Here is a 23,883-nt window from a genome sequence, read left to right on the forward strand (position 1 = left end):
CATGTGGCTGGTCCTGTGCCGGTCTGATCCGGGAGGTCGGGAGGAGCACAAGGAAGCGCCGGGCCGGAGGATTCTTGGGGGCGCGGTGGCCCTGGTAGAACAGTGGCCGGTGGGTATCCAGGAGCGTGAACGAAAGATGTACCGGCCGCTGCGGCGGGCCGGCCTTGAGGTGATCCCGGACGCCGTGCCGGACGGCACGATGCCGTTCGTCTTCGGATACGGTCGCGAGGACATCGTCGGCGGCTTCTCCCACCGGTACGAAACCCCACGTCTCGTCGAGCGTCTCAACGAGGACTGGTACGACCTGGCGGTCTCCTCGGGGCTTCTCGACCACCGGCGCGAGTTCCTCGTCTTGCTTCCTCACGGCACCCACACGCACCAAGCCGTACTGCAGAAGCGTAGCCAGCCCCATGGCCGCCGCACCGCACCGGAGGTCTGGGCCCGGGTCCGGCTCCTGGACCGCTGGGACATCATGGGTCGGGGTGCGGCATCCGCGTTCCTCGGCATACGTGCGGGCCACCCGGGCTTCGGCATGATGGCGCTCGACAGCAGCGTGTACATCAGCTGCTCGACGGGCGAGGTCGGTGTCGACGTGGTCGCCGTGGCCCACCCGGCCCGCTCGGAGAACATCCTGCAGTACCTGGAATGGTACGCAAATTGGGACTATCCCCGCGCCGACAAGGAGTTGCAGACGCGGGTCGCCGTCTGGCTCGCAGGCCGCGCACCTGGTGCCCTCAGCAGTTCCGACCGATGACCACGCGGCCTCGGCGGCGAGGCCGGCAACGGTCGGTGCGGCCGATGGCGGGATCACCGGCAGGTGGTCAACGGGATTCCGCCATCGGGTGCGGACCGGCGTTCAGGGGCGTGACCTGCCGTCGTCGTACGGGGCGCGCCCCGGCCGTCCCGCCTCCGCCGCGAAGCCCACCGCGAGCCCGCTCCCGCCCGCCCTGGACCGCGTGCGCGTGCCCCCCCGGCACCACCATGGCGAGTTCCTGACAGGAACAGGAGATTCCGCGTCCCCTCGCCCGCGCCGGGCACAACAGCGGCAGACACAGCCAGCAGCCCCCCAGACGTGAGGAGCGCCCATGTCCACCCTGCCGTCGGCCGGAGAGCCGGTCTTCACCGCGGACTTCGGTTCGTCGGATCAGTGGGTCGCGGGTCGTAGTTGGGCCTATCCCAATGGAGGGCCCGTCAACCCCGGTGACAACAAGCTGGACCACCTCGTCGAGGACCCGGCGTACAGCCGGACCGGTCTCTTCCGGGCCACGCGTCGGCGTGACGGGCTCTGGGACAGCGGGCTGCTGACCACCGAGGGCAGTCGGGACGGGTTCGAGGTGCGGACGGGGGACACGTTGGAGGCGCGGGTGCGGCTGCCGGAGGAGGTGGGGGCCTGGCCTGCCATCTGGACCTGGCGGGATGGTGGGCAGGAGGTGGATGTCTTCGAGTACCACCCGGACAACCCCGACCTCCTGGAGCTCACCAACCACGTCCGCTCCAGCAACCGCTACCACCGCTCCCCGTCCGTGCGCCCCGGCGGCTGGATCGCGCTGAGCGTGACGTTCGGGGCGCGGTCGGTGACCTGGTCGCTCGACGGGGACGAGGTCTTCGACGACGGGCGGGGGGTCGGGCGCGGCTGGCACGCCTATCTGATCGTCAATCTGTCCGTGTGCGCGGGGCGCTACCACCCCGCGCCCGACGCCGCCACGACCGAGATGTCCTTCGAGGTGCGCGACCTGCGGGTGTTCCGGACGGGGTGGTGAGCCCTCCCGCAGTGGACGGATGGGATGGATAGGACGGATAGGACGGATAGGACGGTGTGGAGGAGGCCGCCATCCGCGCGGCCTCCTTTGTGTGGGGCGGCGACATGCCCGGTCGTCGCCCCGCCCGCCTAGCGTGTGCACACCCGGTGCCGGGACGGCATCGGGCGGACGCGCTGAGGGCGCACGACTGGGGAAGAGGCCGGGACATGGCCGGAAGACGGAGCCGGGGGCAGGGCTGGCGGGCGCGGGCCGCCCGGATCATGGCGGTCGCGGGGGTTGTCACGGCGGCGCTCGTGGTGCCGCCCGCCACAGCCAGCGGACAGGCGGTGGGTGCCGCCGCCGCACCGCCCTCCTATCTCACCCTCGAAGCGAGCTACGGCGCCGGGACCGTCACCAACGGCTGGAGCAAGGTCGAGCGGTACGCCGACACGACCACCGGATTCCGCACCGAGGGCTTCCCGACGGACGGCCGGGGCGACCAGGACGGCGTGCGGGTCACGTACTTCGGCGGTGTCGGCCGGCCCTCCTCGGGCAAGTTCCTGCTCTACTCCGCCCCCGGCTGGGACACCGGCAGCCGCACCACGCCCGTCCTCCTCGTGCACGGCGCGAACGACTCCGCGGACCGCGCCTGGGCCAACCCCGGCGAGTCCGGCGGCTACGGCTGCGGCGCCGTCAGCTGCCCGTCCACCGGCCTCATGCAGTACCTGTCCTCGCGCGGCCACCGGGTCTTCGCCGTCGGCTTCGCGCACAAGCAGGGCGACAACCTGATGCAGGCGCAGGTCGTCGGCGACGCCATCGCCCTCATCAAGGCCCGGCTGGGCGTCTCCCAGGTGGACCTGGTCGGCTGGAGCAAGGGCGAGATGTCGACCCGCGCGTACGTGTCGTCCGTGAAGCCGAGCTGGGGACGGGCGTACGCCGGTGACGTACGCCGGCTCGTCACCGTCGGCGGCCCGAACGGCGGCTACGACTACCCCTACGCCCACGGCTGGGCCCACGACTTCTCCATCTGGCCCGAGTGCGGCGGCAAGATCAACGCCCCCTCCCCGCACTCCCACATGACCTGCTACGGCCTGTACACCGCCCACCCGGAGTTCTCGTTCACGCCCTCCGGCGGCCAGGACAACTACCCCGGCCAGCGGCAGATGCTGGCCCGCTGGGACGGGGTGTACGGAGTCGACGGCGCCGCCCAGGACTGGTACACGACCTACTACGGCGGCCAGGGCTACTACACCGCGGGCAGCGGCATCCAGGCCGCCATCGACGCCGGGTCGCTCATCGCGCCGCTGCACAACGCCGGCGTACCCGCCTCCGTCACCACGTACCTGCTGGCCGGCGGCTCCAACGACATCGTCGGCATCTTCAACGAGAACCGCGGCCCCAGCGACGGCGTCGTCTTCACCGCCAGCGCGCTCGACACCACCGGCATCCCCACGGTCGGCGGCAAGGCCACCGTCCTGACCGCCAACCACCTCGAGCTGGGCTGGAACAGCTCGGCCGCCGCCCAGATCGCCACCTGGCTGTCCTGAAGGACCGACATGAACACGCTCCACACCCGCCGCGTCGCCACCACCCGGCTCACCCAGCAGATCACCGAGATCCATGAGCCGGAGGAGGTCGGGGGCGATATCGACGGAGAGGTCGTCCTCTTCGTCCACGGCAACGTCTCCACCTCCGCGTTCTGGCACACCACCATGACCACGCTGCCGGACCGCTACCGTCCCATCGCCGTGGACCTGCGCGGCTTCGGCGGCACCGACCCGCTGCCCGTGGACGCCACCCGGGGCGTACGGGACTACTCCGACGACCTCGCCGCGCTCCTGGAGGCGCTCGGCGTCGAACGGGCGCACCTGGTCGGCTGGTCCATGGGCGGCGGTGTGGTCATGCAGTTCCTGCGCGACCACCCGGCCGCCGTCCGCTCCCTGTCCCTGGTCAACCCCGTCTCGCCGTACGGTTTCGGCGGCACCAGCGGCGTGGAGGGCACCCTCAACTCCGCCGACGGCGCCGGATCGGGCGGCGGCACCGCCAACCCGGAGTTCGTGCGCCTGCTCGCCGAGGGCGACCGGGGCGAGGACTCCCCGCTCTCCCCGCGCTCCGTCCTCGCCACCTGCTACGTCAAGCCGCCGCTGCGCCCCGAGCACGAGGACGCCTACGTCGAGGCGATGCTCACCACCCGTACCGGCGACGACCACTACCCGGGCGACTCCACGCCGTCCGAAGCCTGGCCCGGCATCGCGCCCGGCACCAGGGGGGTGCTCAACTGCCTGGCCCCGACCCACTTCCGGGTCGACGACCTGCACCTGATCGACGACAAGCCGCCGATCCTCTGGATACGCGGTGAGGACGACGTCATCGTCGCCGACGCCTCGATGTTCGACCTGGCGCACCTCGGCGCGATCGGCGCCGTACCGGGCTGGGACGGGACCCCGGCGCAGCCGATGCTGGCGCAGACCCGGTACGTCCTGGACCGGTACGCGGCGGCGGGCGGGAAGGTGCGGGAGGTCGCGGTCGCCGGTGCCGGACACTCCGTGCACCTCGAACGTCCCGAGGAGTTCGGCGCGGCGCTGGCCGAGGTCCTGACGGCATGACGGTCCGCACCACCCGGCAGGGCGCGGTCCGCGGCCGCGCCCTGCCCGACGGGGTGACCTCCTTCCTCGGCGTCCCCTACGCCGCCCCGCCCTTCGGCGACCTGCGGTTCCGGGCGCCGGCCCCGCCCGAGCCCTGGACCGGCGTGCGGGACGCCACGGCGTACGGCCCCACCCCGCCGCACGCCCCCTACGCTCCGCCCTTCGACGCCCTGATCCCGGACGACATCACGGCGGGGGAGGACTGCCTCCGCCTCAACATCTGGACGCCGGCGCCCGAGCGCGGCGCCGGGCTGCCGGTGATGGTGTGGCTGCACGGCGGGGCGTTCACCAACGGAGCGGGCTCGGTGTCCGCGTACGACGGCGGCGCCTTCGCCCGTGACGGCGTCGTCTGCGTCACCCTCAACTACCGGCTGGGCAGCGACGGCTTCCTCCGCCTGCCCGGGCGCCCCGACAACCGCGGGCTGCTCGACCAGATCGCCGCCCTGCGCTGGATCCAGGACAACATCGACGCCTTCGGCGGCGACCCGGAGCGCGTGACCGTCTTCGGCGAGTCGGCGGGCGCCATGAGCATCGGCGTGCTCCTGACCGAACCGGCGGCCCGCGGGCTGTTCCGCCGGGCCATCCTCCAGTCCGGCGCCTGCCACCACTTCCTGCGCCCGGCCTCGGCCGGACTGATCACCGCCCGGCTGGCCGAGAAGCTGGGCATCGAGCCGACCCCGGAGGCCTTCGCCGCCGTCCCGCTCGCCGAACTCCTGCCCGCTCAGGCGGAGTTGCGCGGCGAGGTGAACGCCCGCCCGGACCCGGCGCTCTGGGGCGAGGCCGCGCTCAACATGATGCCGTTCGAGCCGGTCAGGCCCGGCCTGGCGCTGCCCGGGCCCGACTGCGGGATCGACCTGCTCATCGGCAGCAACCGGGAGGAGTACCGCCTCTTCCTCGTGCCGACCCGGCGCCTCGACGCCGTGCCGCCTGCCACCCTCGACGCCCTGACCTCGGCCTACGGCCTCGACCCGGCCGAGGCCCTGCCGGTCTACGAGGCCGCCCGGCCCGGCGCCACGCCGGGCGAACTCCTCGAAGCCGTGGCCACCGACTGGTTCTACCGCATCCCCGCCGTCCGTCTGGCCGAGGCCGTCCCGGGCTCGTACCTGTACGAGTTCTCCTGGCGCTCCCCCCGGTTCGACGGGGCGCTCGGCGCCTGCCACGCGCTCGAACTCCCCTTCGTCTTCGACCGCCTCCACGACCCGGCCTACGCCCCCGTGCTCGGCGCCCGGCCGCCTCAGGAGCTCGCGGACGTCATGCACGGGGCGTGGATCTCCTTCGCGAAGACGGGTGACCCCGGCTGGGAGTCGTACGATCCCGCGACTCGTACGACCATGGAGTTCACGGCACCGGGACCCGCCCAGGTCAGCGACCCGCGCGCCCGCGAACGGGCCCTGTGGGAAGGAGTGCGCTGACAGAAGTGCGCCCCTTAGTGAGCGGCCGTACGCCGTTCTCGCGCCGTCGCGCCACAAGGTGGCACACAATGTGCGCGCGCTCGCCGAATCAAGTGAATTCGGTGGCGAGTGTGTTGGTATGACAAAGACGTCGGGGCACGCTCCCTCCCAGCGGTTCTCACCCGTTGAGAGGGATGGGCATGACGACCCAAGTCACCGAGTCCGAGCTGGAAGCCCTGCTCCATGGCGCGCTGCGCTCCATGGAGCAGGGCGAGAGCTGGGCGACCGAGTCCGACGAGAGCTGGTGCCGGGTGGCGCCTCGCTCCGGGACCGGCCCCGCCCAGGGCTGGAAGCTGCACGTCTCGGCGACGGCCGGCTCCGCGCCGGCGGTGCTCGGGAAGGCCCTGGAGGTCCTGCTCCGGGACCGGTCGGCGTTCAAGTTCGCCCGGTCGCTGGATCAGGTGAGCGCGCTCAACACCCGGGCCACGCCCCGCGGGAGCTCCGGCAAGTTCATCACCGTCTACCCCGCCTCCGACGCCGACGCGGCCCGCCTCGCCCTGGACCTCCACACGGCGACCGAGGGCCTGGCCGGACCCCGGATCCTGTCCGACCAGCCGTACGCCCCGAACAGCCTGGTGCACTACCGCTACGGCGCCTTCGTCGGGCGGCGGCGGCTCTCGGACCAGGGCCTGATGATCTGGTACATCGAGGACCCCGACGGCAACCCCGTGGAGGACAAGCGGACCGGCCAGTACACCCCGCCCGCGTGGGCGGTCAGCCCCTTCCCCGACTCCGTGCCCGTCGCGCCGCCCAGGACGGAGACACCGAGACGCCCGGTCGTGCTCGGCGGCCGCTTCTCGGTACGGGAGGCGATCCGGCACACCAACAAGGGCGGCGTCTACCGGGGCAACGACGTCGGCACCGGCGCCCCGGTGGTGATCAAGGAGACCCGGCCGCACGTGGAGGCCGACGCCTCCGGGAACGACGTCCGTGACTGGCTGCGCGCCGAGGCCCGCACCCTGGAGAAGCTCAGGGGCACGGGGCTCGCGCCGGAGCCGCTCGCGATGTTCGAGCACGGCGGGCACCTGTTCCTGGCCCAGGAGGAGGTGCCGGGGATCCCCCTGCGCAACTGGGTCGCCGAGCAGTTCCGCGACGTCGGCGGCGCGCCCTACGCGGCGGACGCGCTCGCCCAGGCCGGGCGGCTGGTGGACCTCGTCGAGGCGGCCCACGCCCACGGCTGTGTGCTGCGCGACTTCACCCCCGCCAATGTGATGGTCCGTCCGGACGGCGAGCTGCGCCTCATCGACCTGGAGCTCGCCGTCCTCGCCGACGACGACGCCCTCCCGACCCGCGTCGGCACGCCCGGGTTCAGTCCTCCCGAGCGCCTGGTGGACGCGCCCGTCTCGCCGACCGGCGACTACTACAGCCTCGGCGCGACCCTGTGCTTCGTCCTGGCCGGCAAGGTGCCGAACCTGCTGGAGGAGGAGCCGTCCACCCGGCCCGCGCAGGACCGGCTCGCCGAGTGGCTGGACGCCTGCGCCGCCCCGCTGGGACTGGCGGACAACCTGCGCGCCCTGATCCTCGGCCTGATGAAGGACGACCCCGCCGAGCGCTGGGACCCGGCACGGGCCCGGGACGCGCTCCGGGAGAGCTGTACCGACACGACCGGCACACGCGTGCCCAGCACCCACGCGAGAGCCGAAGCCGCCGCCGACGCGAGGGCCAACGCCGACACGAGATCCGGCGCCGACGCGAGAACCGACACCATCGACGTCGCCATCGCCGGGATCGTGGAGCATCTCGTCGACTCCATGACCCCGGACGACGACCGACGCCTGTGGCCCGTGTCCACCAAGGCGGGGGAGACCGACGCCTGCACGGTGCAGCAGGGCGCGGCCGGTGTGCTGGCCGTCCTGACGCGTTACTTCGAGCTCACCGGCGACCCCCGCCTGCCGGAGCTGATCTCCACGGCGGGCCGCTGGATCGTGGACCGCACCGACACCCGCTCCGCCCGCCCCGGCCTGCACTTCGGCGGCCGCGGCACCGCCTGGGCGCTGTACGACGCGGGCCGCGCCGTCGACGACCGGGCGCTGGTCGACCACGCCCTGGCGCTGGCCCTCGCGCCGCAGGAGTCGACGCCCAGCCACGACATCACCCACGGCGCGGCCGGCAGCGGACTGGCCGCCGTCCACCTCTGGCACCGCACGGGCGACCCCCGCTTCGCCGAGCGGGTCGCCGAAGCGGCCGACCGGCTGGTGGCCGCCGCCCGGCGCGAGCCGTCGGGAGTGAGCTGGCCGGTGCCGGCGGAGGCCGTCGTCGAGGAGGCCGGCAAGCGGTACCTGGGCTTCGCCCACGGCGCCTCCGGCATCGGCTGCTTCCTCCTGGAGGCCTCGGCCGTCACGAAGAGCCCGGAGCACCGGGAGTTGGCCGTGGCGGCGGGTGAGCTTCTGGTGACGCACGCCGTCATGGTCGACGGCGCGGCCCAGTGGCCGTCCCAGGCGGGGGACGTGCCGACGGCCCCGCACTGGTGCCACGGCTCGGCCGGCATCGGCTCCTTCCTGGCCCGCCTGTGGCGGTCCACCGGCGACGACCGTTACGGCGACCTCGCCGTCCGCGGCACCCGGGCCGTCGTGGAGCGCGCCTCCCGCGCCGCCGTCAGCCAGTGCCACGGCCTCGCCGGCAACGGCGACTACCTCCTCGACATGGCCGAGGCCACCGGCGACCCCGCCCACCGGGCGAGCGCCGAGCAGTTGGCCCGCCTCATCGTCTCCGAACGGTCCCACCGCGGCAGCCACGTCGTCTTCCCCAACGAGTACGGGGACGTCTCGACGGGCTGGAGCGACGGATCCTCCGGAATCCTGGCGTTCCTCCTGAGGGTGCGCCACACAGAGCCCCGGCACTGGATGGTCCAGCAGCCGGTCTGAGCGGCGGGAATCCCACCGGACGCCGTCCGGTGGGACCCCCTGTCGCCACACCACAGAGAAGGAGATTGTCATGGAGAACCAGGACCTTGAGCTGCTGGCCCACCTGCACGCCCTTCCGGAGACCGACCCGGTCGGCGTCGACGGCGACTCGTTCAGCGGAACGTGCGCGTGCGTCGGCCTGCTGACCCTGCTGCAGACCGTCTGTATCGGTATCAGCTGCGCGTAACACCGAAGCACCCCCCGGCCGGCGGTTGCCCCGAGGCAGCCGCCGGCCGGAGCGGGTCCCAGCCCCGAACGAGGCCGACGAGGACGAGGACGAGACGCATGCAGCTTGCCGACCCCGGGTACGCCATCCGCACGCGCGGCCTGGTCAAGAGCTATCCGGGCCCGGACGGCACCACCCTCGACGCGGTCCGCGGTCTCGACCTCGACGTGCGCCGGGGCGAGACCTTCGCCTTCCTCGGCCCCAACGGCGCCGGGAAGTCCACGACCATCGCCCTGCTGTGCGCGCTGGCCCGCCCGACCTCCGGTCACGCCACCGTGGCCGGTTTCGACGTGGCCACCCGCCCGCACGACGTACGGCGCCAGGTCGGCATCCTCTTCCAGCACAGCGCCCTCGACCCGGACCTGACCGTCGAGCAGAACCTGCGCGTCCACGCCCGTCTCTACGGGCTGCCCCGCCGCGACGTGCGCGCGCGGACGGCCGAGGTGCTCGAACCAGCCGGTCTCACCGACCGGCGGCGTTCCCCCGTACGCGCCCTGTCGGGCGGCATGCGGCGACGCCTGGAGATCGCCCGCCAGTTGCTGCACTCCCCGAGCGTGCTGTTCCTGGACGAGCCCACGACCGGCCTCGACCCGCACGCGCGCGCCCAGATCTGGGAGCACCTGAGGGCCCTGCGCGACCGGCACGGCAGCACCCTCTTCGTCACCACGCACTACCTGGACGAGGCGGAGAACTGCGACCGGATCGCGATCATCGACGGGGGCCGGCTGGTCGCGCAGGGCGCGCCGCAGGCGCTCAAGGCGGAGATCGGCGACGACCGGGTGGTGCTGCGCACCAGCGACGACGAGCGGGCGCGCAAGGTCGTCGCCCAGGCCGCGCCGCCGGACCGACCCGTCACCGCGGACGCCGACGGGACCTGGCTGCGGGTGCCCGACGGCAGCGCGTGGATCCCGCGCCTGTGCGCCGCGCTGGCGGGACACGGCATCGCCGTGCACGCCGCCTCCGCCACCCCGCCCACGCTCGACGACGTCTTCTTCCACCACACCGGCCGCAGCATCACCACCACCCCCGCGGCGACGGGAGCCGGCCGATGACCGCCCTGACCCTCCAGGCGCCCGAGGCCACGGAGCGGGGCCGGGCGCCCCGGCTGCGCCACGAGCTGCGCGCGGTCCACGCCCTGGTCCACCGTGATCTGCTGCGCCTGGCCTGCCAGCGGTCGCACGCCGCGCTGGTCCTGCTCCAGCCGGTGCTCTATCTCTTCGCGCTCGGCGGCGGGCTCGCCACCCTGATCCCCGCCGCCTCGCTGGGCACCGGCTATCAGACCTTCCTCTTCCCGGGCATGCTCATGATGACCGTGCAGACCCCGGCCATCATGGTGGGCATCCGGCTGATCACCGACCGGCAGAGCGGCTATCTGCGCGAGCTCCTGATGGCCCCCGTCAGCCGCTCCACCCTCCTCCTGGGCAGTTGCGCGGGCGGCACCCTCGTCGCCGCCGTGCAGGGCGCCGTCCTGCTCTGCCTGGCCGGCACGGTCGGCCTGCCGTACGACCCGCTGCTCCTGCTGCTGCTCCTCGGCGGCATGCTGCTCGCCTCCTTCGCCATCACCGCCCTGGCCCTGATGCTGGCGGTCGCCCTGCGCAGCCCCGAGACCTTCCACACGCTGCTCAGCCTGCTGATGATGCCGCTGCTGTTCCTCTCCGGCGCCTTCTTCCCCCTGGAGTCCATGCCGGGCTGGGCCCGCGCCCTGGCCACGGTGAACCCGCTCGCGTACGGGGTGGACCTGCTGCGCCGCTGCATCGCCCTGCGCGTCCCGGACCAGGCGGCCGTGGGCGGCATCGAATGGGCGGGCCGGCAGCCTCCGCTGGCCCTGGAGGCGGGGCTGCTCCTGGCCGTCGGAGCGCTGACCCTGCTGTGGGCCGCCCGCCGCTTCAGCCGTCCGGAGTGACCGGGGAGCGCCCACGGGGGTAAAGCGCGGGAAAAGTCCTGAGGGGACGGCTGCGGTTCCCGCACGGAGTGTTTGCGGCGTCTTATCGCGTTCTTAGCGCCCCGGGATGTCCTTCGGGCATCCTGGAACGACGGATTCCGCAGTGGAACGGGCATTGACCTGCGGTTCCGCCCGAGCTTCCATTCAGCCCGGGAGCCACGGACCCATCTGATCACCGGACGCCTCGGAGGCGATACCGCTCCCGTTCAGAACACAGCTCGCACCGATCGGAACCGCCTGATGACGGACACCCTCAGCGCACCGCACGCGTTGGCCCCCCAGACCGGCCCCGTGCCGCAGAAACTCAAGCGCTCCATCGGTGTCGTGGGCGGCACGCTGCTCACGCTGTCGTGCGTGACGCCCGCCTCGACCCTCTTCGTGGTCGTACCGGACCTGTTCGACGGCGTCGGCACGTACGCGGCCCTCACCATCGCCATCGGCTCGCTGATCTGCATCGGCGTGGCGTTCTGCTACTCCGAGCTGGGCACCCTGATCCCGAGCGCGGGCGGCGAGTACGCCATCGTCTCGACCCTCTCGGGCCGGCTGGCCGGCTGGCTAGTGTTCGTCCTGTCCCTCCTGGTCGTGATGATCGTGCCACCGGTGATCGCCATGGGGACCGCCGACTACCTCGCGCCCCTGGTGCACATCCCGGCGCCGCTCGCCGGTGCCGGCGTGATGGTCCTCGCCACCCTCGCCGGTCTGCTCGACCTGCGGGCCAACGCCTGGATCACCGGCATCTTCCTGGTCCTGGAGGTCGTCGCGGCCGGCATCGTCGCCGTCCTCGGCTTCTCCCACTCCCAGCGCGGCGTCGACACCCTGGTCCATGGCCAGGTCGCCCACGGGGCAGGCGGCCACTCGCTCGTCACCGGCGCCATGGTCGTCTCCGGCATCGCCATCGCCCTCTTCGTCACCCAGGGCTTCTCCACGGCCGTCTACCTCTCCGAGGAGCTGGAGAACCCGCGCCGCAACGTGGCCCGCACCGTGCTCGCCACGCTGGCCATCTCGACCGCCGTGATCCTGGTGCCCGTCGTCGCGATCACCCTCGGCGCCAGTGACCTGAAGACCCTCACCGGCGGCGACATCAGCGGCATGATCGCCGCCTGGTCCAACTCCGCCGTCGGCACCTTCATCAGCCTCTGCGTCGCGCTGGCGATCATCAACGCCGGCATCGTCATGGTCATCCAGAACTCCCGCGTCCTGTTCGCCTCCGCCCGCGACAAGGCCTGGCCGGAGCCGGTCAACAACGCCCTGTCCCGGCTCGGCAAGTTCGGCTCCCCGTGGGTGGCCACCCTCGCGGTGGGCGTGCCCGGCGCGGCCCTGTGCTTCGTGAACCTCGACACCCTGTACGGCGTCACCGGCGTCTCCGTCACCGGCATGTACCTGCTGGTCGCGGTGGCCGCCCTGTTCAGCCGCCGGGGCGCGCACCGCGAGACCGCGGCATGGCGCATGCCGCTGTGGCCGGCCGTCCCGGTGCTGCTCATCGGCGTTCTCGCCTACGTCCTGTACATGCAGGACACCGAGTACCTGGTGTGGACCGGCGGCATCACGGCCGTGGCCACCCTCTACTGGGCCCTGTACCTGCGCCCGCGGCGGGACACCCGCTGGCTGGTCAGCATCCCCGAGGACGAGCAGGCCTGACCGTCCCACCCGACCGCGCCCGAGGGGCCGGAGCGGCCACAGCCGCCCCGGCCCCTCGGCGTACCGGCCCGCTTCCCGCAGGTCAGGCCCTGGCCCAGACGCCGGTGATCCGGCCGGTCGCGTCGGAGTTGTCGTAGACCTCCACGAGGATGTCCTCGTCCTCGGCGATCCGCGCCAGCCAGGGCTCGTCCTCGGGAGTGACCCGGTGGTAGTCGATCGCGGCGTCCGTGCCCTTCGCGTAGTACACCGGGGACCACTGGGCGCGCTTGGTCGAGTACAGCCGGACGTAGACCGTGTCGCCGTCGTTGCTCGTGTCGTAGATCCACAGGTTCCGGTCGTACGGGTGGAACTCCACCTTCGAGACCAGGGTGCCGCCGTTCCTGAGCTCGATCTTGGCCGCCTCGCCCCCCGCGTCCTTCACGAAGTACGTGTCGTCCACGGAGTCGTACAGATAGCAGCCGTACGTGGCCGGTGTCACCGTCAGCGTTCCGCTCAGCCGGGCGCAGTTGCCGGTGTCCACCCGTGCGTTCCGGACGTCCAGCGTCCCGTACGCCTGTGCCGGCGCCGCCGTGGTGAGCAGCGCGCCGGTGATCACCCCCGCCGCCGCCAGCAGTGCGGCGGATGTCCTGCGCAGGTCCATGTGCGTCTCCTCGGTCTCCTGGAGGGCCGGGTGGCCCGTCCGGACCTCAGTCTTCGGCGGCCGTGGATTGTCCAGTAGGCCCTTCCGACCACTGTGGACAACCGCTCCGGCTCGCGCGGATATGACGATGACTCAATTCCGCACGCCCTCTTGTGGGTTGGCGTCGCGCTTCTAAGAATGCTCATGACAACCGGAGGATCTTCGGTTGCATGTCATCAGAGGGGAACCCCCACATGAAGAAGCCTCTCGTCGGCGCGCTGCTCGCGCTGCTCCTGACCGGAGCCGCCGCGGCCCCGGCCATGGCCTCCGCGCCGCCGCAGGCCTCCGCGGCCGTCGCCGTCGACTTCGCCGGCACGGTCGCGCTCAGCAACTGTTCGGGCTCGCTCGTCCGTATGCCGAACTCCCAGCCCGGCGACCCCGCGCTCGTCCTCTCCAACGGGCACTGCCTGGAGACCGGCATGCCCGCGGCGGGCCAGGTCGTCAAGGACGTGAACTCCACCCGCTCGTTCTCGCTGCTCAACTCGGCCGGCACCAAGGTCGCGACGCTGCGGGCCAGCAAGATCTCGTACGCCACGATGACCGACACGGACATCTCGATCTACCAGGTCACCAAGACGTACGCGCAGATCCAGAGCCTCTACGGGATCGGCGCCCTGACCCTCAACGACGCGCACCCGACGCAGGGCTCGTCGATCAAGGTGGTGTCCGGGTACTGGAAGCGGATCTACAGCTGCAACGCCGACGGCTTCGTCTACCGCCTGAAGGAGGGGGAGTGGACCTGGAAGGACTCGGTCCGCTACACCTCCTCCTGCAACACCATCGGCGGCACCTCCGGCTCGCCGGTCATCGACACGACCACCGGCAAGGTCGTCGCCGTCAACAACACGGGCAACGAGAACGGTGAGAGCTGCACCGTGAACAACCCGTGCGAGGTCGACGAGAACGGCGTCGTGACGGTCCGCCAGGGCATCAACTACGCCCAGGAGACGTACATCATCGTCCCCTGCGTCGGCCCCGGGAACGTGATCGACCTGAACCGCCCGGGCTGCACCCTGCCGAAGCCGTAACACCCGCGTCGCCATCGCCATCGCCCGTCCGGCCGCCCCGCGGCCGGACGGGTCGGGTCACGGGATCAGCCGAACATCCACATCCGGGTGACGGTGCCCTGGAGGAGCGACTGCGCCGCCGCCGCGCCGATCCCCGGCGAGCGGTCGCTCACCACCCAGATCCCCGCGTTGAACACGTACGAGCGGCCCGGGACCATCGTGAACTGGAGCTCGGGGCCCGCCATCGGCCGCGGCCCGTCGCCACCCCGGCTCTCCTCGCCCGCGCTGATCCGCGAGCGCCACAACTGGGCGTTCGCCCCGACGAGGAAGTGCCCGTCCTCGAACACGGTCAGCTCGAAACCGCCCTCGGACGTGGCGTTGCCGCCGATGCCGACGGCCTTCAGAGTGAAGACGAACCGGCCGGGATTGAGCACCGCGTGGGGGAACTTCTGCCCCGGGTTCGTCGTCGGCAGCACCACCCCGAACCCGGCGTGCGCCCCGACCCGCCCCGCGACCCCGTCGGGCAGCGAGCCCGACCGGCCGTCCAGACCCACCTCTCCCGTGGCCCGGTTGAGGATCTGGCTGTGCGGCGGGAAGCCGCCGTCCTCGTGCCAGGACCAGCTGAAGTCGTACGGCGGCACGAAGCCCACGGACCGGACGTTCGCCCGCTCGTGGGGCGGGAAGTAGGAGGCCCCGTCCTCCCGCAGCGCGTCCGTCTCGCGCAGGCGCAGCACGTCCCGCGCGCCAAGCCGCTCGGCCGCCCGCACCGCGTCGGGGTCCTCCCGGACGAGCCGCGTGAACGGGGCCGCCAGCGCGTCCGAGAGCTCCGCCAGCTCGGCCTCGGCCGCGCGTTCGCGCGCGGAGTACGCCAGGGAGTGCTCCACCAGGGCGGCGACCGAACGCTCCGCGTCCCGCCGGTCCGACTCCGCCATGCCGTCGTCGAACGAGATCTGGAAATCTGTCGCACCAGTCATGATGTCGCGGCTCTCTCGACTCGGAGGTACCTCACCAGTCTGGGAGCGAGGCCGCCGGGCAGGGCGCTGGGCTACTCCGTTCGGGTGAAGTTCCGGTGCTGCTCACCGCCCCGTCAGCGCCCGCCGCAGACCCACCCGGGCCAGTTCCCCCAAGGCCTCCGCACGGTCCCGGAAGCCATGGGCGCCGTACGGTTCGAGGGAGGCCAGCGTCCGGGCCGCCTCGCGCAGGGTCAGCCGCAGATCGGCCGAGGTGCCGTCGGCCGCGCGGAAGGCCGCCTCATGGGCGTCGGACCACAGGTCGGGGCCCGGGGCGTCGGCCAGGTCGCGGTGGGCGCGCAGCTCCCGCCAGGTCCCGGACAGGTTCACCCGCGCCACGTAGTCGACACCGTCGCCCTCGGACTCGACCCGGCCGTCCGCGAGGAGCACCCGGCCGCCCCACGGCCCGTGGTCGACGTGCCCGGCAAGGCGCGCGCCGGGCGACGGGGTGCCGTCCGGCGGCAGCGGGAGCTCCACCGTCACGTCGAGCAGGAGCGGGGCGCCCGCCGCCTCGCCGCGCAGCCGCTCCCGGAAGCGCACCCCGCGCACGGGCTCCCGCATCGTCGTGCACGTCGGATCCTTCGGGACACCCGACGGAAGCGCGGAGCCGAGGTACTCCCACGCGTCCCGGTACCCCATCGCCACCAGGGAGTCGGCGGAGATCCGGCCGGTCAGGAACTCCGGGTCCAGGGGGAGCGGGTGGCGCGGCGCGACGACATGGAGGGTGAACGGGCGGTGCGCCCCGGCGGCGGCGTCCAGCTCGGCGAAGAGTGCCCCGGAGGCGCTCATCTCGATCATGTGTACGTACTGTTCGAGGGGCCCGTCGCCCCAGTACGGGGTGTTCCCGATGCACCACACCAGCCAGATCTCCTCGGCCCCGCGCCGCAGCGCCTCCGTCAGGTTGGCGTCCTTGATCCACACCGCGTCGGTCCAGACCCGCGCCCCGCGCCGCAGCGGCGGCACGAACAGCGGCAGGGACATGCCCGCGGCCATCAGCTCCAGATCGATCTCCGTGTGCGGCACGGCCACACACGTCTTGGTGACGAAATCGGCCACGTTGAAGGTGCCCGCCACCGGCGAGGAGCGGATCGCCGCCACGTCGATGCCCAGCGCGGGCAGCACCTTGTCGAGGATCCCCTCCGCGCTCCCGAGGGCGGGCAGGGCCCAGGGGCCCTTGAGGTAGTCGGTGAGTGGCAGCGCCGAGCTGAAGTCCCGTACGTTCAGCTCGGACCAGCGCCGGCCCATCTCCGCCGGGTCCTGTCCCGACAGCACCATGCCCGTGGTCATGATGCCGCCCGAGGTCCCGTCGACATGGTCGAAGTCGAGGCCGTACTCGCGCAGCGCCCGCACCACGCCCGTCTGCCAGGCGACCCGCATCCCGCCGCCCGCGAGCACCAGCGACCGCCGGGTCACGGGTGCGCCGCCGCGGTCGACAGGCGGCGGGCCATCAGCCAGAGGAGCAGGGCCGTCGCCAGGTCGAAGAAGGCCACCAGGAGGGCGAGCGAGCTGAACAGGTCCCGGATCACCCCGATGCCCACCAGCGCGAAGGCGCCGAACTTCTGCGCCCCCGCCCAGAACAGCACGTACGGGGGAGGGGCCGGGGTCAGCAGGGCTTGGACGACCAGACCGCCCACCACCACCATGAACATGCCCACGGTGGCGAAGAGATGGCGGCTGGTCCGCGTCGACTCCACCGAGAGCAGGTCCAGCACCGGCCCCGGCGCGCACAGCTGGACGAGGCCGGTCAGCACCGTCACCGCGCCGATCAGCAGCAGCACCACGCGCAGGAGGTCACGCCGTACGTACGGCGGCAGCACGCTCATTCCAGCGCCCCCAGCAGGTCGCCCTTGGCGACGACGTACCAGACGATCGCCGCCCAGGTGATCGTCGAGCCGACGAAACGGATGTCGTTGAGGCGCATCCAGCGCAGCAGCAGGGGCGTCAGACCGGCCGGTCCGTCGAAGTCCCCGGCCCGGATCCGCTTGTTGATCGGGATGATCAGCCGCTGGCCGACATAGGTGAGCACCAGGATGCCCGCCAGACAGACCGCCGACAGGGCGACGTACCACTCGCCCCACTCGCTCCACACCAGCACGATCCCGGAGACGAACATCAGGGGCACGACCGCCGTGAAGAACTTGGTCGCGAGGGTGGTGGGGATGCCGAAGTGGTCGCCCACGTTCTCCGGCGTGAGGGACCGCCAGGTGGGATAGAGGAAGAACCTCAGCACCCACATCGTCCCCATGTACATCGTCGCGCCGAACAGGAAGTACACGGCGTTGACCAGCAGCAGGGCCTCCTTCACGGGTGCGCCCCCACGTCCAGGCGCGGCGGCGGGGGCCACTCCTGCGAGAGGCCGAGCCCGACCACGCTGTCCAGCGCCTCCCCGTACGTCCGCCCCGGCTCCCCGCTGGTGAGGAACCAGCACTCGAAGTGGTCGTCCAGCACCCCCTGCGCCGACGGCAGGAACAGGGTGAACAGCGGATCGTCCGCGATGGCGAGCCCGTGCAGGGCCGCGACCTGCGGCGCGTCGCCGAGCACGAGCCGCGCGCGGGCCCGCCGCCCGACCGCGACATCGGCCGGGCCGTCCAGGTAGACCGTCGACTTCATCAGCATCCCGCGGAACGCGCAGTAGTTGACCGCCGACGCCTTCACCGGCAGCGCGGTCGCCGGCGGGCGCTCGATCTCGATGTACATCCCGAGCCGCCCGCCCGTCTCGTACTGGCTGGACACGGCGGTGTCGCTCACCTTGAAGTCGAGACTGGCCTGGTGCTTCGGCATCCCCCAGATGCCCTTGCCGCCCTTGACCGAGATCTCGCTGCTCACCGGCAGGTCCAGGACGTACTGTCCGGTGCGGAAGGCGCCCCGCAGCAGTCCGGGCAGCAGTGGCGGGGCCGGCCGCGGGCCGTGCGTGCAGGCCAGCGCGATCGAGAACTCGATGTAGCGGCCGATGTCCGTCCGCAGGTAGTCGACGACCGTGACGACGAGCAGCCCCTTGCCGCCGGGCAGCGTCACGGGGTGCAGCTCGTCGCCGGGCAGCAGCCGGGCCGCCGCCTCCCGGTCGACGGGGAACCCGGCCATCAGACAGGGCGTGTCGACCGAGTCCACGGGCAGCTCGAAGGGGATGCCGTCGACCAGGGAGTGCCGTCCGGTGAGCCGCCGCTGCCGGCGCGGCAGCGGCGACGGCAGGGCCGAGAGCCCCAGCCGGGCGAGATCAAGGAACCGGTTCATCGGGCGAGCTCCTCAAGGATCAGGGGATACGTGTCGGTCGCCGCGTGGCGGCCCAGGAACACGTCGAGATGGCCGTAGCCGGGGAGCAGGTGGAGGGAGTCGCGGCCCGGCCGGTGCGCGTTCAGGAAGTCGTACGTGCGCTGCTGGCTCTCCGCCAGGAAGCACAGGTTGTCCTCGCCCGCGAGCAGCACGATCCGCGCGTCGGTGCGCGGCGCCCGCTCGGCGAAGGCCCGGGGCAGCCCCTCGATGCCCTCCGCCGCGACCAGCTGCCCGGCCCGGACGCACCGGTTCATCTGGGTGAAGAAGGTCATCGGCACCTCGGCGAACTCGCCGCGGATCCAGTCGTGCGTCGCCTCGTCCAGATTCGCGTGCGACCACAGCGCGGGCCAGCCGCTGCCGTACGTGAAGCTCACCATGCGGCACACCGAGTTCCGGCACTCCCGGTGGGTCGCGCGCACGAACCACACCAGGGCCTGGGACAGCGGGCCCGCCGGCCGGTCGCCCCAGGCCGGTGAGATCGCCGGCATCACCCGGGACATGAGCGGTGCAAGCCGGGCCAGCTTGAACGTGGACAGCCGCGGGACGACCGGGTGCAGCGACACCGCGTTGCTGACCACCGTCTCCACTTGGGGGAGCAGCCCGGCCGACAGCGCCATCATGAACGACGTCGAACCCTGGCAGTGCACCACCGCCTTCAGCCGGTCCGTGCCGGTCGCCGCGAGCACGTGCGCCACGGCGGCGGGATGGTCGTACGCGGCGGCCTGGTCCAGCGTCCACGGCACCGGAGCCAGATCGATCGAGGCCCGCCAGTTCAGCAGCCAGACGTCCCAGCCCTCGTCGATCAGCGCGTCCACGAAGGTGCGGCGCGTCGGCGGCCGGAAGAGCTCGGCCCGTACCCCCGCGCCGTGCACGACGAGCACCGGACCCCGGGTGGGCGGGAGCTTGCCCCGGATGTGTACGAGGGTCAGCGGGCGCCCGTCGAGCGCGGCCAGCGGCACCACCTCGGTGACGTGGTCACGGCGGGTCGTGGGGCCGGTGGCGGGTGTGCGGGTCATGCGGTCACGCTCCCCGGGAGATCACGAAGGGCTCCTCGATCAGCCGGACCGTCGGATGACGGACCGGCACCGGCCGTTTCGCCGGCACCAGCTCCCTCGACCGCGGCTTCCCGCCGGGTGCCTGGCGGGACCGGCCGCCGGTCGGGTCGTCCGCGAGCTCCCAGTCGCGGCAGACGGAGGTGAGGGCCAGCGGGTGGACCGTGAGGTCGCCGCCCGGGGCGATGTGCAGCCGCAGGAAACCCTTGTGGTCCTCGATGGACTGGCCCGACATCTGCCACTCCGCCACCGGCCCGTCCCGCACGGACAGGATCCACAGCGCGAAGACGCCCGAGCCCACGACCGCGCCGAAGAGGGCGGCGACGCCCAGACAGAGCAGCAGCACCGTCCAGCCGGGCCAGGACGCGGGGAACGGCAGGGCCAGGGTGACGGCCAGCGCCGCCAGCGCGACCACCGCCTGCGCCAGCGAGGCGACCGCCGCGCGGGACGGCCCGGACGCCCTGTGCCGCCGCAGCAGCCGGCCCAGGAAACCGAGCACCAGCAGCCCTCCGGCCACGCCCAGGCACACGGCGCCGAAGCCCCAGAAGTCGCCGACCCCGGCCCCGCGCACGGCGTCGACGGGCCGCGTCACGCCCTGCGCCAGGGCGAACAGGAAACTGGTCAGGAGGAAGAGCCCGGCGTGCAGCCCCGCCGCGAGCGGCGCGAAGCCCGCGTTGCGCCACGGCAGCCAGCGCCCCGACCACGGCACCGCGAGACCCCGGGCCAGGCGGCGGGACTCGGCGGCGTCCGGGTACGTGGTCGCCATCCGGGCGAACTCCACCGGAGGGTCGTCCCGGTCACGCAGCCGCGACCCGCTCGGCGGCAGCGGCAGCACCGGCGGCAGCCGGTGGGTCGACGCCAGATACGCCCCGCCGAGACCACAGGTCACCATCTGCCGCCGCCGCGGATCGGCGGGCGGGGCGCCGCCGCCGACCGGCTCGCCCGGCAGCAGCTCGGCGTACCGCGCGTAGTGGTGCCGGTCGCCGGTCAGCCAGACGCGTACCGACGCGTGCGTCGGGCGCCGCTCGCCCGTCTCCCGGTCGACGTGCTGGCGGACGACGTTGCGGTCGAACCAGTGCAGGGCGTTGAAGGCGTCCACGCTCCGGTCCGCGCTCTTCAGCCAGGTCGGCTCGGCCGAGCAGACGATCACCCCGTCCCCCGGCCGCAGGTGCGCCGACAGATGCTCCTGGAAGTAGCGCAGCTGGGGATCGTCGAAGTACGAGCCGAGCTGGCTGTCCAGACCCACCAGCCACCAGCGCTCGGGCAGCCGCACACAGAAGTAGCTGCGCGTCTGCCGGGTCTGCCAGCCGCCGATCGGCCGCTGCTGGGTGAACATCCGCAGGAAGGCGGTGAGCCCGTCGTACCAGTCGTGGTTCCCCGGCAGCGCGACCATCAGCGGCGGATCCGCCGCCTCCGGCAGGGCGGCCCGGTACGGCCCCTTCAACCGGTCCTCGTACCCCTCCGCCGAAGCCGTCGGGTACACCTCGTCGCCGCCGAGCACGAGCAGGGAGCCACGGGGCAGACGCAGGGGTACGGTCCCGGGGGCGGCGTCCGGCCCGTCGGCGCCGGTCGGCCGGACCGACAGCTCCTCCGCCGCCAGCGCCCACGCCACCGAGCTCGTCGCGTCGAAGCCGTCGCCGAGGTCGGCCACGAAGTCGAACCAGAGCTCCCGCGCCTCGCGCCCGCCCGACGGGGCCTCCAGGAGGTCCGCCGCCAGCACCCCCTGGTACTCCCGCTTGTCCGCGTACCCGGCGAAGACCGCCGCGAGCACCACCTTGACCGCCGTCCGCGCCAGCTCCCCGGGGGCCATCCACCGCACCGGCTCCTGCGGGGTGAACCCGAGCGCGTCGGCGTGCTTCCGCAGCTCGCGCACCTTCACGGGGACTCCTCGGCCGACGCGAAGTGCGAGCCGTAGACGTCCCACAACTCGCCCAGGAACAGCCGCCCGAAGCCTTCGAGCGCCCGCGCGGGATGCGGCCCCGAGGTCCGGAACGTCGTCAGCTGGCGTACGAAGTCGGCGGTGAGGATCACCAGGACCCCCGCGCCGAGCACCTGGGCCGCCGCGTCGCCGTCCGCCGGCACATGACCGGCGAGCACCCGCACGTACAGGGTCGACGTGTCGCTCCAGACGTCGAGCCCGGGGTCGTCGTGCACCTCCTTGTGCCCGACGAGCGTGAGCGCGTTCCCGCCCGGGTCGCGCAGATGCAGCCGGTAGAGCATCCGGCGCCGGGTCGGGTCGCCGTCGCGGGTGAACAGGTTGAACCAGCCCGCCTCCACGGGCAGCCGCCCGCCGAGGACGTCGCACTCGACATGACCGACCGCCCCGGCCTCGTGCCCGGGGTCCGCGACGAACCGGTCGACGTCGTCCGCAGTGATCGTGAGCCGGAACATCATCCGCTGCCCCCGCGCCCGGCCGAGCTCCCGCCCCTCCTCGGGGTCGGTGACGTCGAGGGCGAGGTACCCCTTCATCTCCTCGGTGAAGGAGAGACTGGTGGGCCGCTCCCCGGGGGCGGGGGGATCCGAGGCCGGGGCCGCCGCCGCGGTGGTCGTCGCCGTCGCCGTCGCCGTCGCGGGCCGCGCCCCGTGCGTCTCCAGGATGCGGCGGCAGGCGCGGTCGGCGAACGCGGCGATGGTCAGCGACGGGTTCGCCCCCACCGGGCCCGGCAGCACGGAGCCGTCGAGGACATGGAGCCCCGGATACCCGAAGACCTCGCCGTACGCGTCGCAGACGCCCTCACCGGGATGCCGCCCCATCGGCGCCCCGCCCAGCGGATGCACGGTGATCACCCGGCGCGCCCACCACAGCGGGTTGTCGTGGAACTCGCCGCCGAGCGCCCCGGCCACGTCGGCCATGGTCGCCCGCACCCGCTCGAAGTAGCGGCGGGAGGTGAGCGTGGTCCAGTCGACGTCGAGATAGCCCCGGCGCAGGCTCATCCGGCCGTCCGGGACGTCCCGGCCCATGCCGAGCAGGGGCAGCGCCGAGTCGGAGAACGCCCCCGGCCCGATCAGCCGGGCGAGCCGCCCGCCGATCTCGCTCCGGGGGCCGGACCCCAGGCCGAACCGGGAGCGCACCTGGTCCAGGCCGAAGCCCACGGTGCGGCGCACGCTTCCGGGCAGCTCCGCGAGCTCGGCGAGCCAGGCCACGAAGTCCGGGTAGCCGGCGTCCTCGACGTAGTAGCCGCGCCCGGTCGAGCCGTCGCCGTCGAGCTCGTCGCCGACCCGGACGGCGCTGGTGATCACGGGCCCGGTGCTGCTCGCCAGCCGCTGGGGCCCGGCGCCCGCGGCGCCGCCGGTGGCGTTCAGGACCAGCCCCAGCAGGTCGCCGTTGCCGCTGAACCGGGTGCCGAGGGCCGAGCTGAGGCCGGGCAGCGCCGAGCGGTTGCGCAGCAGCAGGAAGGTCGAACCGAACGTGCCGGCCGCCAGCACGAGCCGCTTGCACCGCACGCGGCGCAGCGGCAGCCTGCCGGTGTCGGTGCGGTGCCCCTCGCGGGCCGGGTCGTGGACCACGTACCGCACCTCGTAGCCGCCGCCGGGCAGCGGGGCGAAGCCGCGCACCTCGCAGCGGGTGCGGATGTCGGCGCCCCGGTGGCGCGCGGCCGACAGGTAGGTGTGGTCGAGGGTGTTCTTGGCGCCGAGGTTGCAGCCGAGGTCGCACTCGCCGGTCAGCCGGCAGGTCTCCCGGGGCAGCCCGTGGAGGTTGCCGTACTCGGGCTCGGGCAGCGGGGCGCCCGGCACCGGTGTGCCGCCCGGCCGGGAGGCGAAGGAGACGGCGAGCGGCGGCCGGGTCACGGGCAGGCCGAGCAGCCCGGCGGCCTCCCGCATGGCGACGGTCTTCGGGGTGTCGTCGTACGGGTACGGGGTGCCGCCGAGCATCCGCTCGACCCGGTCGTAGTGCGGATCGAGGTCGGCGCGGCCGATCGGCCAGTTCTCGTACCCGCCGCCGGGCAGCGGCGACTCGTGGACGAACCACTTCTCGTCCTTGCGAAGCAGCACGTTGGCGTAGATCAGCGACCCGCCGCCGAGACCGCTGGAGACGACGCCTTCCAGGCCGCGGAACGACCAGATGTCGAAGAGCCCGTGCAGGCCCTCGCTGGGGTCCCAGAAGTTCCGGGCCATGGCGGCGGGCGTCCGGGCGAAGCTGCCCGGAGGGTACGGGCGGCCGCGCTCCAGGACCACGACGGACAGCCCGCCGTCGGCCAGTTGGTGCGCGGTGACCGACCCGCCGAAGCCGGAGCCGACGACGACGACGTCAACGGCGTCGTCGTCGCCCCCGGTCCCGGACGCGGCATCGACTGTGTGCCTCATCGGCGATCCCCTTACG

20 protein-coding genes are annotated in these 23,883 nt (G+C 72.8%); 11 read left to right on the forward strand and 9 right to left on the reverse strand.

From position 1 onward, the window contains the following. Position 1: 1 nt before the first annotated feature. The 10 genes from ABTZ54_RS00870 (at position 2) to ABTZ54_RS00915 (ending at position 12,544) form a co-directional block, all read left to right on the forward strand. Positions 2-754: a hypothetical protein gene (locus ABTZ54_RS00870; RefSeq protein WP_351655129.1), complete on the forward strand. Its 753-nt coding sequence runs from the start codon at positions 2-4 to the stop codon at positions 752-754. A 331-nt stretch (positions 755-1,085) separates the two neighbouring features. Continuing rightward, positions 1,086-1,760, forward strand: a complete 675-nt coding sequence (locus tag ABTZ54_RS00875; RefSeq protein ID WP_351655135.1) for a LamG domain-containing protein — start codon at positions 1,086-1,088, stop codon at positions 1,758-1,760. 206 nt (positions 1,761-1,966) lie between these two features. After that, on the forward strand, positions 1,967-3,286 hold the full coding sequence (locus ABTZ54_RS00880) for an esterase/lipase family protein (protein WP_351655142.1): 1,320 nt from the start codon (positions 1,967-1,969) through the stop codon (positions 3,284-3,286). A gap of 9 nt (positions 3,287-3,295) precedes the next feature. Continuing rightward, a complete protein-coding gene (locus tag ABTZ54_RS00885; protein ID WP_351655150.1) occupies positions 3,296-4,345 on the forward strand; it encodes an alpha/beta fold hydrolase in 1,050 nt (349 codons plus the stop codon). Beyond that, positions 4,342-5,796, forward strand: a complete 1,455-nt coding sequence (locus ABTZ54_RS00890) for a carboxylesterase/lipase family protein (protein ID WP_351655156.1) — start codon at positions 4,342-4,344, stop codon at positions 5,794-5,796. The genes ABTZ54_RS00885 and ABTZ54_RS00890 overlap by 4 nt, the downstream gene beginning before the upstream one ends. Positions 5,797-5,975: 179 nt before the next feature. Next, positions 5,976-8,699: a class IV lanthionine synthetase LanL gene (gene lanL, locus ABTZ54_RS00895; RefSeq protein ID WP_351655161.1), complete on the forward strand. Its 2,724-nt coding sequence runs from the start codon at positions 5,976-5,978 to the stop codon at positions 8,697-8,699. Between the two features lie 70 nt (positions 8,700-8,769). Then, on the forward strand, positions 8,770-8,925 hold the full coding sequence (locus ABTZ54_RS00900; protein ID WP_351655164.1) for a VenA family class IV lanthipeptide: 156 nt from the start codon (positions 8,770-8,772) through the stop codon (positions 8,923-8,925). Between the two features lie 98 nt (positions 8,926-9,023). After that, positions 9,024-10,016: an ABC transporter ATP-binding protein gene (locus tag ABTZ54_RS00905; protein WP_351655166.1), complete on the forward strand. Its 993-nt coding sequence runs from the start codon at positions 9,024-9,026 to the stop codon at positions 10,014-10,016. Next, positions 10,013-10,867 (forward strand): ABC transporter permease, encoded by an 855-nt coding sequence (locus ABTZ54_RS00910; RefSeq protein WP_351655170.1) that lies wholly within the window; start codon positions 10,013-10,015, stop codon positions 10,865-10,867. Before ABTZ54_RS00905 ends, ABTZ54_RS00910 begins: the two co-directional genes overlap by 4 nt. Positions 10,868-11,146: 279 nt before the next feature. Continuing rightward, a complete protein-coding gene (locus ABTZ54_RS00915; RefSeq protein WP_351655173.1) occupies positions 11,147-12,544 on the forward strand; it encodes an APC family permease in 1,398 nt (465 codons plus the stop codon). Between the two features lie 82 nt (positions 12,545-12,626). Here ABTZ54_RS00915 and ABTZ54_RS00920 read toward each other — a convergent pair whose 3' ends face one another. Then, positions 12,627-13,184 carry a hypothetical protein gene (locus ABTZ54_RS00920; protein ID WP_351655176.1) on the reverse strand — a complete coding sequence of 186 codons (558 nt, stop codon included), beginning with the start codon at positions 13,182-13,184 and terminating at the stop codon, positions 12,627-12,629. 233 nt (positions 13,185-13,417) lie between these two features. On the opposite strand from ABTZ54_RS00920, the gene ABTZ54_RS00925 reads away from it, so the two are divergent. Continuing rightward, positions 13,418-14,251, forward strand: a complete 834-nt coding sequence (locus ABTZ54_RS00925) for a S1 family peptidase (protein WP_351655179.1) — start codon at positions 13,418-13,420, stop codon at positions 14,249-14,251. Between the two features lie 65 nt (positions 14,252-14,316). Here ABTZ54_RS00925 and ABTZ54_RS00930 read toward each other — a convergent pair whose 3' ends face one another. The 8 genes from ABTZ54_RS00930 to ABTZ54_RS00965 form a co-directional block, all read right to left on the reverse strand. Continuing rightward, on the reverse strand, positions 14,317-15,204 hold the full coding sequence (locus ABTZ54_RS00930; RefSeq protein ID WP_351655182.1) for a hypothetical protein: 888 nt from the start codon (positions 15,202-15,204) through the stop codon (positions 14,317-14,319). A gap of 102 nt (positions 15,205-15,306) precedes the next feature. Then, positions 15,307-16,653 carry a patatin-like phospholipase family protein gene (locus ABTZ54_RS00935; RefSeq protein WP_351655185.1) on the reverse strand — a complete coding sequence of 449 codons (1,347 nt, stop codon included), beginning with the start codon at positions 16,651-16,653 and terminating at the stop codon, positions 15,307-15,309. Then, positions 16,650-17,063, reverse strand: coding sequence for a hypothetical protein (locus ABTZ54_RS00940; protein WP_351655188.1), 414 nt, complete (start codon positions 17,061-17,063; stop codon positions 16,650-16,652). The genes ABTZ54_RS00935 and ABTZ54_RS00940 overlap by 4 nt, the downstream gene beginning before the upstream one ends. After that, positions 17,060-17,545: a hypothetical protein gene (locus ABTZ54_RS00945; RefSeq protein WP_351655191.1), complete on the reverse strand. Its 486-nt coding sequence runs from the start codon at positions 17,543-17,545 to the stop codon at positions 17,060-17,062. Before ABTZ54_RS00945 ends, ABTZ54_RS00940 begins: the two co-directional genes overlap by 4 nt. Next, positions 17,542-18,471 (reverse strand): acetoacetate decarboxylase family protein, encoded by a 930-nt coding sequence (locus ABTZ54_RS00950; protein ID WP_351655194.1) that lies wholly within the window; start codon positions 18,469-18,471, stop codon positions 17,542-17,544. Before ABTZ54_RS00950 ends, ABTZ54_RS00945 begins: the two co-directional genes overlap by 4 nt. Beyond that, positions 18,468-19,526: a lipase family protein gene (locus ABTZ54_RS00955; protein ID WP_351655197.1), complete on the reverse strand. Its 1,059-nt coding sequence runs from the start codon at positions 19,524-19,526 to the stop codon at positions 18,468-18,470. The genes ABTZ54_RS00950 and ABTZ54_RS00955 overlap by 4 nt, the downstream gene beginning before the upstream one ends. Positions 19,527-19,530: 4 nt before the next feature. Further along, complete coding sequence (locus ABTZ54_RS00960) at positions 19,531-21,441, reverse strand: metallophosphoesterase (protein WP_351655200.1); 1,911 nt, start codon at positions 21,439-21,441, stop codon at positions 19,531-19,533. Beyond that, positions 21,438-23,867, reverse strand: coding sequence for a GMC oxidoreductase (locus tag ABTZ54_RS00965; RefSeq protein ID WP_351655203.1), 2,430 nt, complete (start codon positions 23,865-23,867; stop codon positions 21,438-21,440). The genes ABTZ54_RS00960 and ABTZ54_RS00965 overlap by 4 nt, the downstream gene beginning before the upstream one ends. Between the last annotated feature and the right edge of the window lie 16 nt (positions 23,868-23,883).

The sequence above is a fragment of the Streptomyces sp. NPDC094032 genome, from assembly GCF_040303965.1.
Taxonomy (GTDB): Bacteria; Actinomycetota; Actinomycetes; order Streptomycetales; family Streptomycetaceae; genus Streptomyces.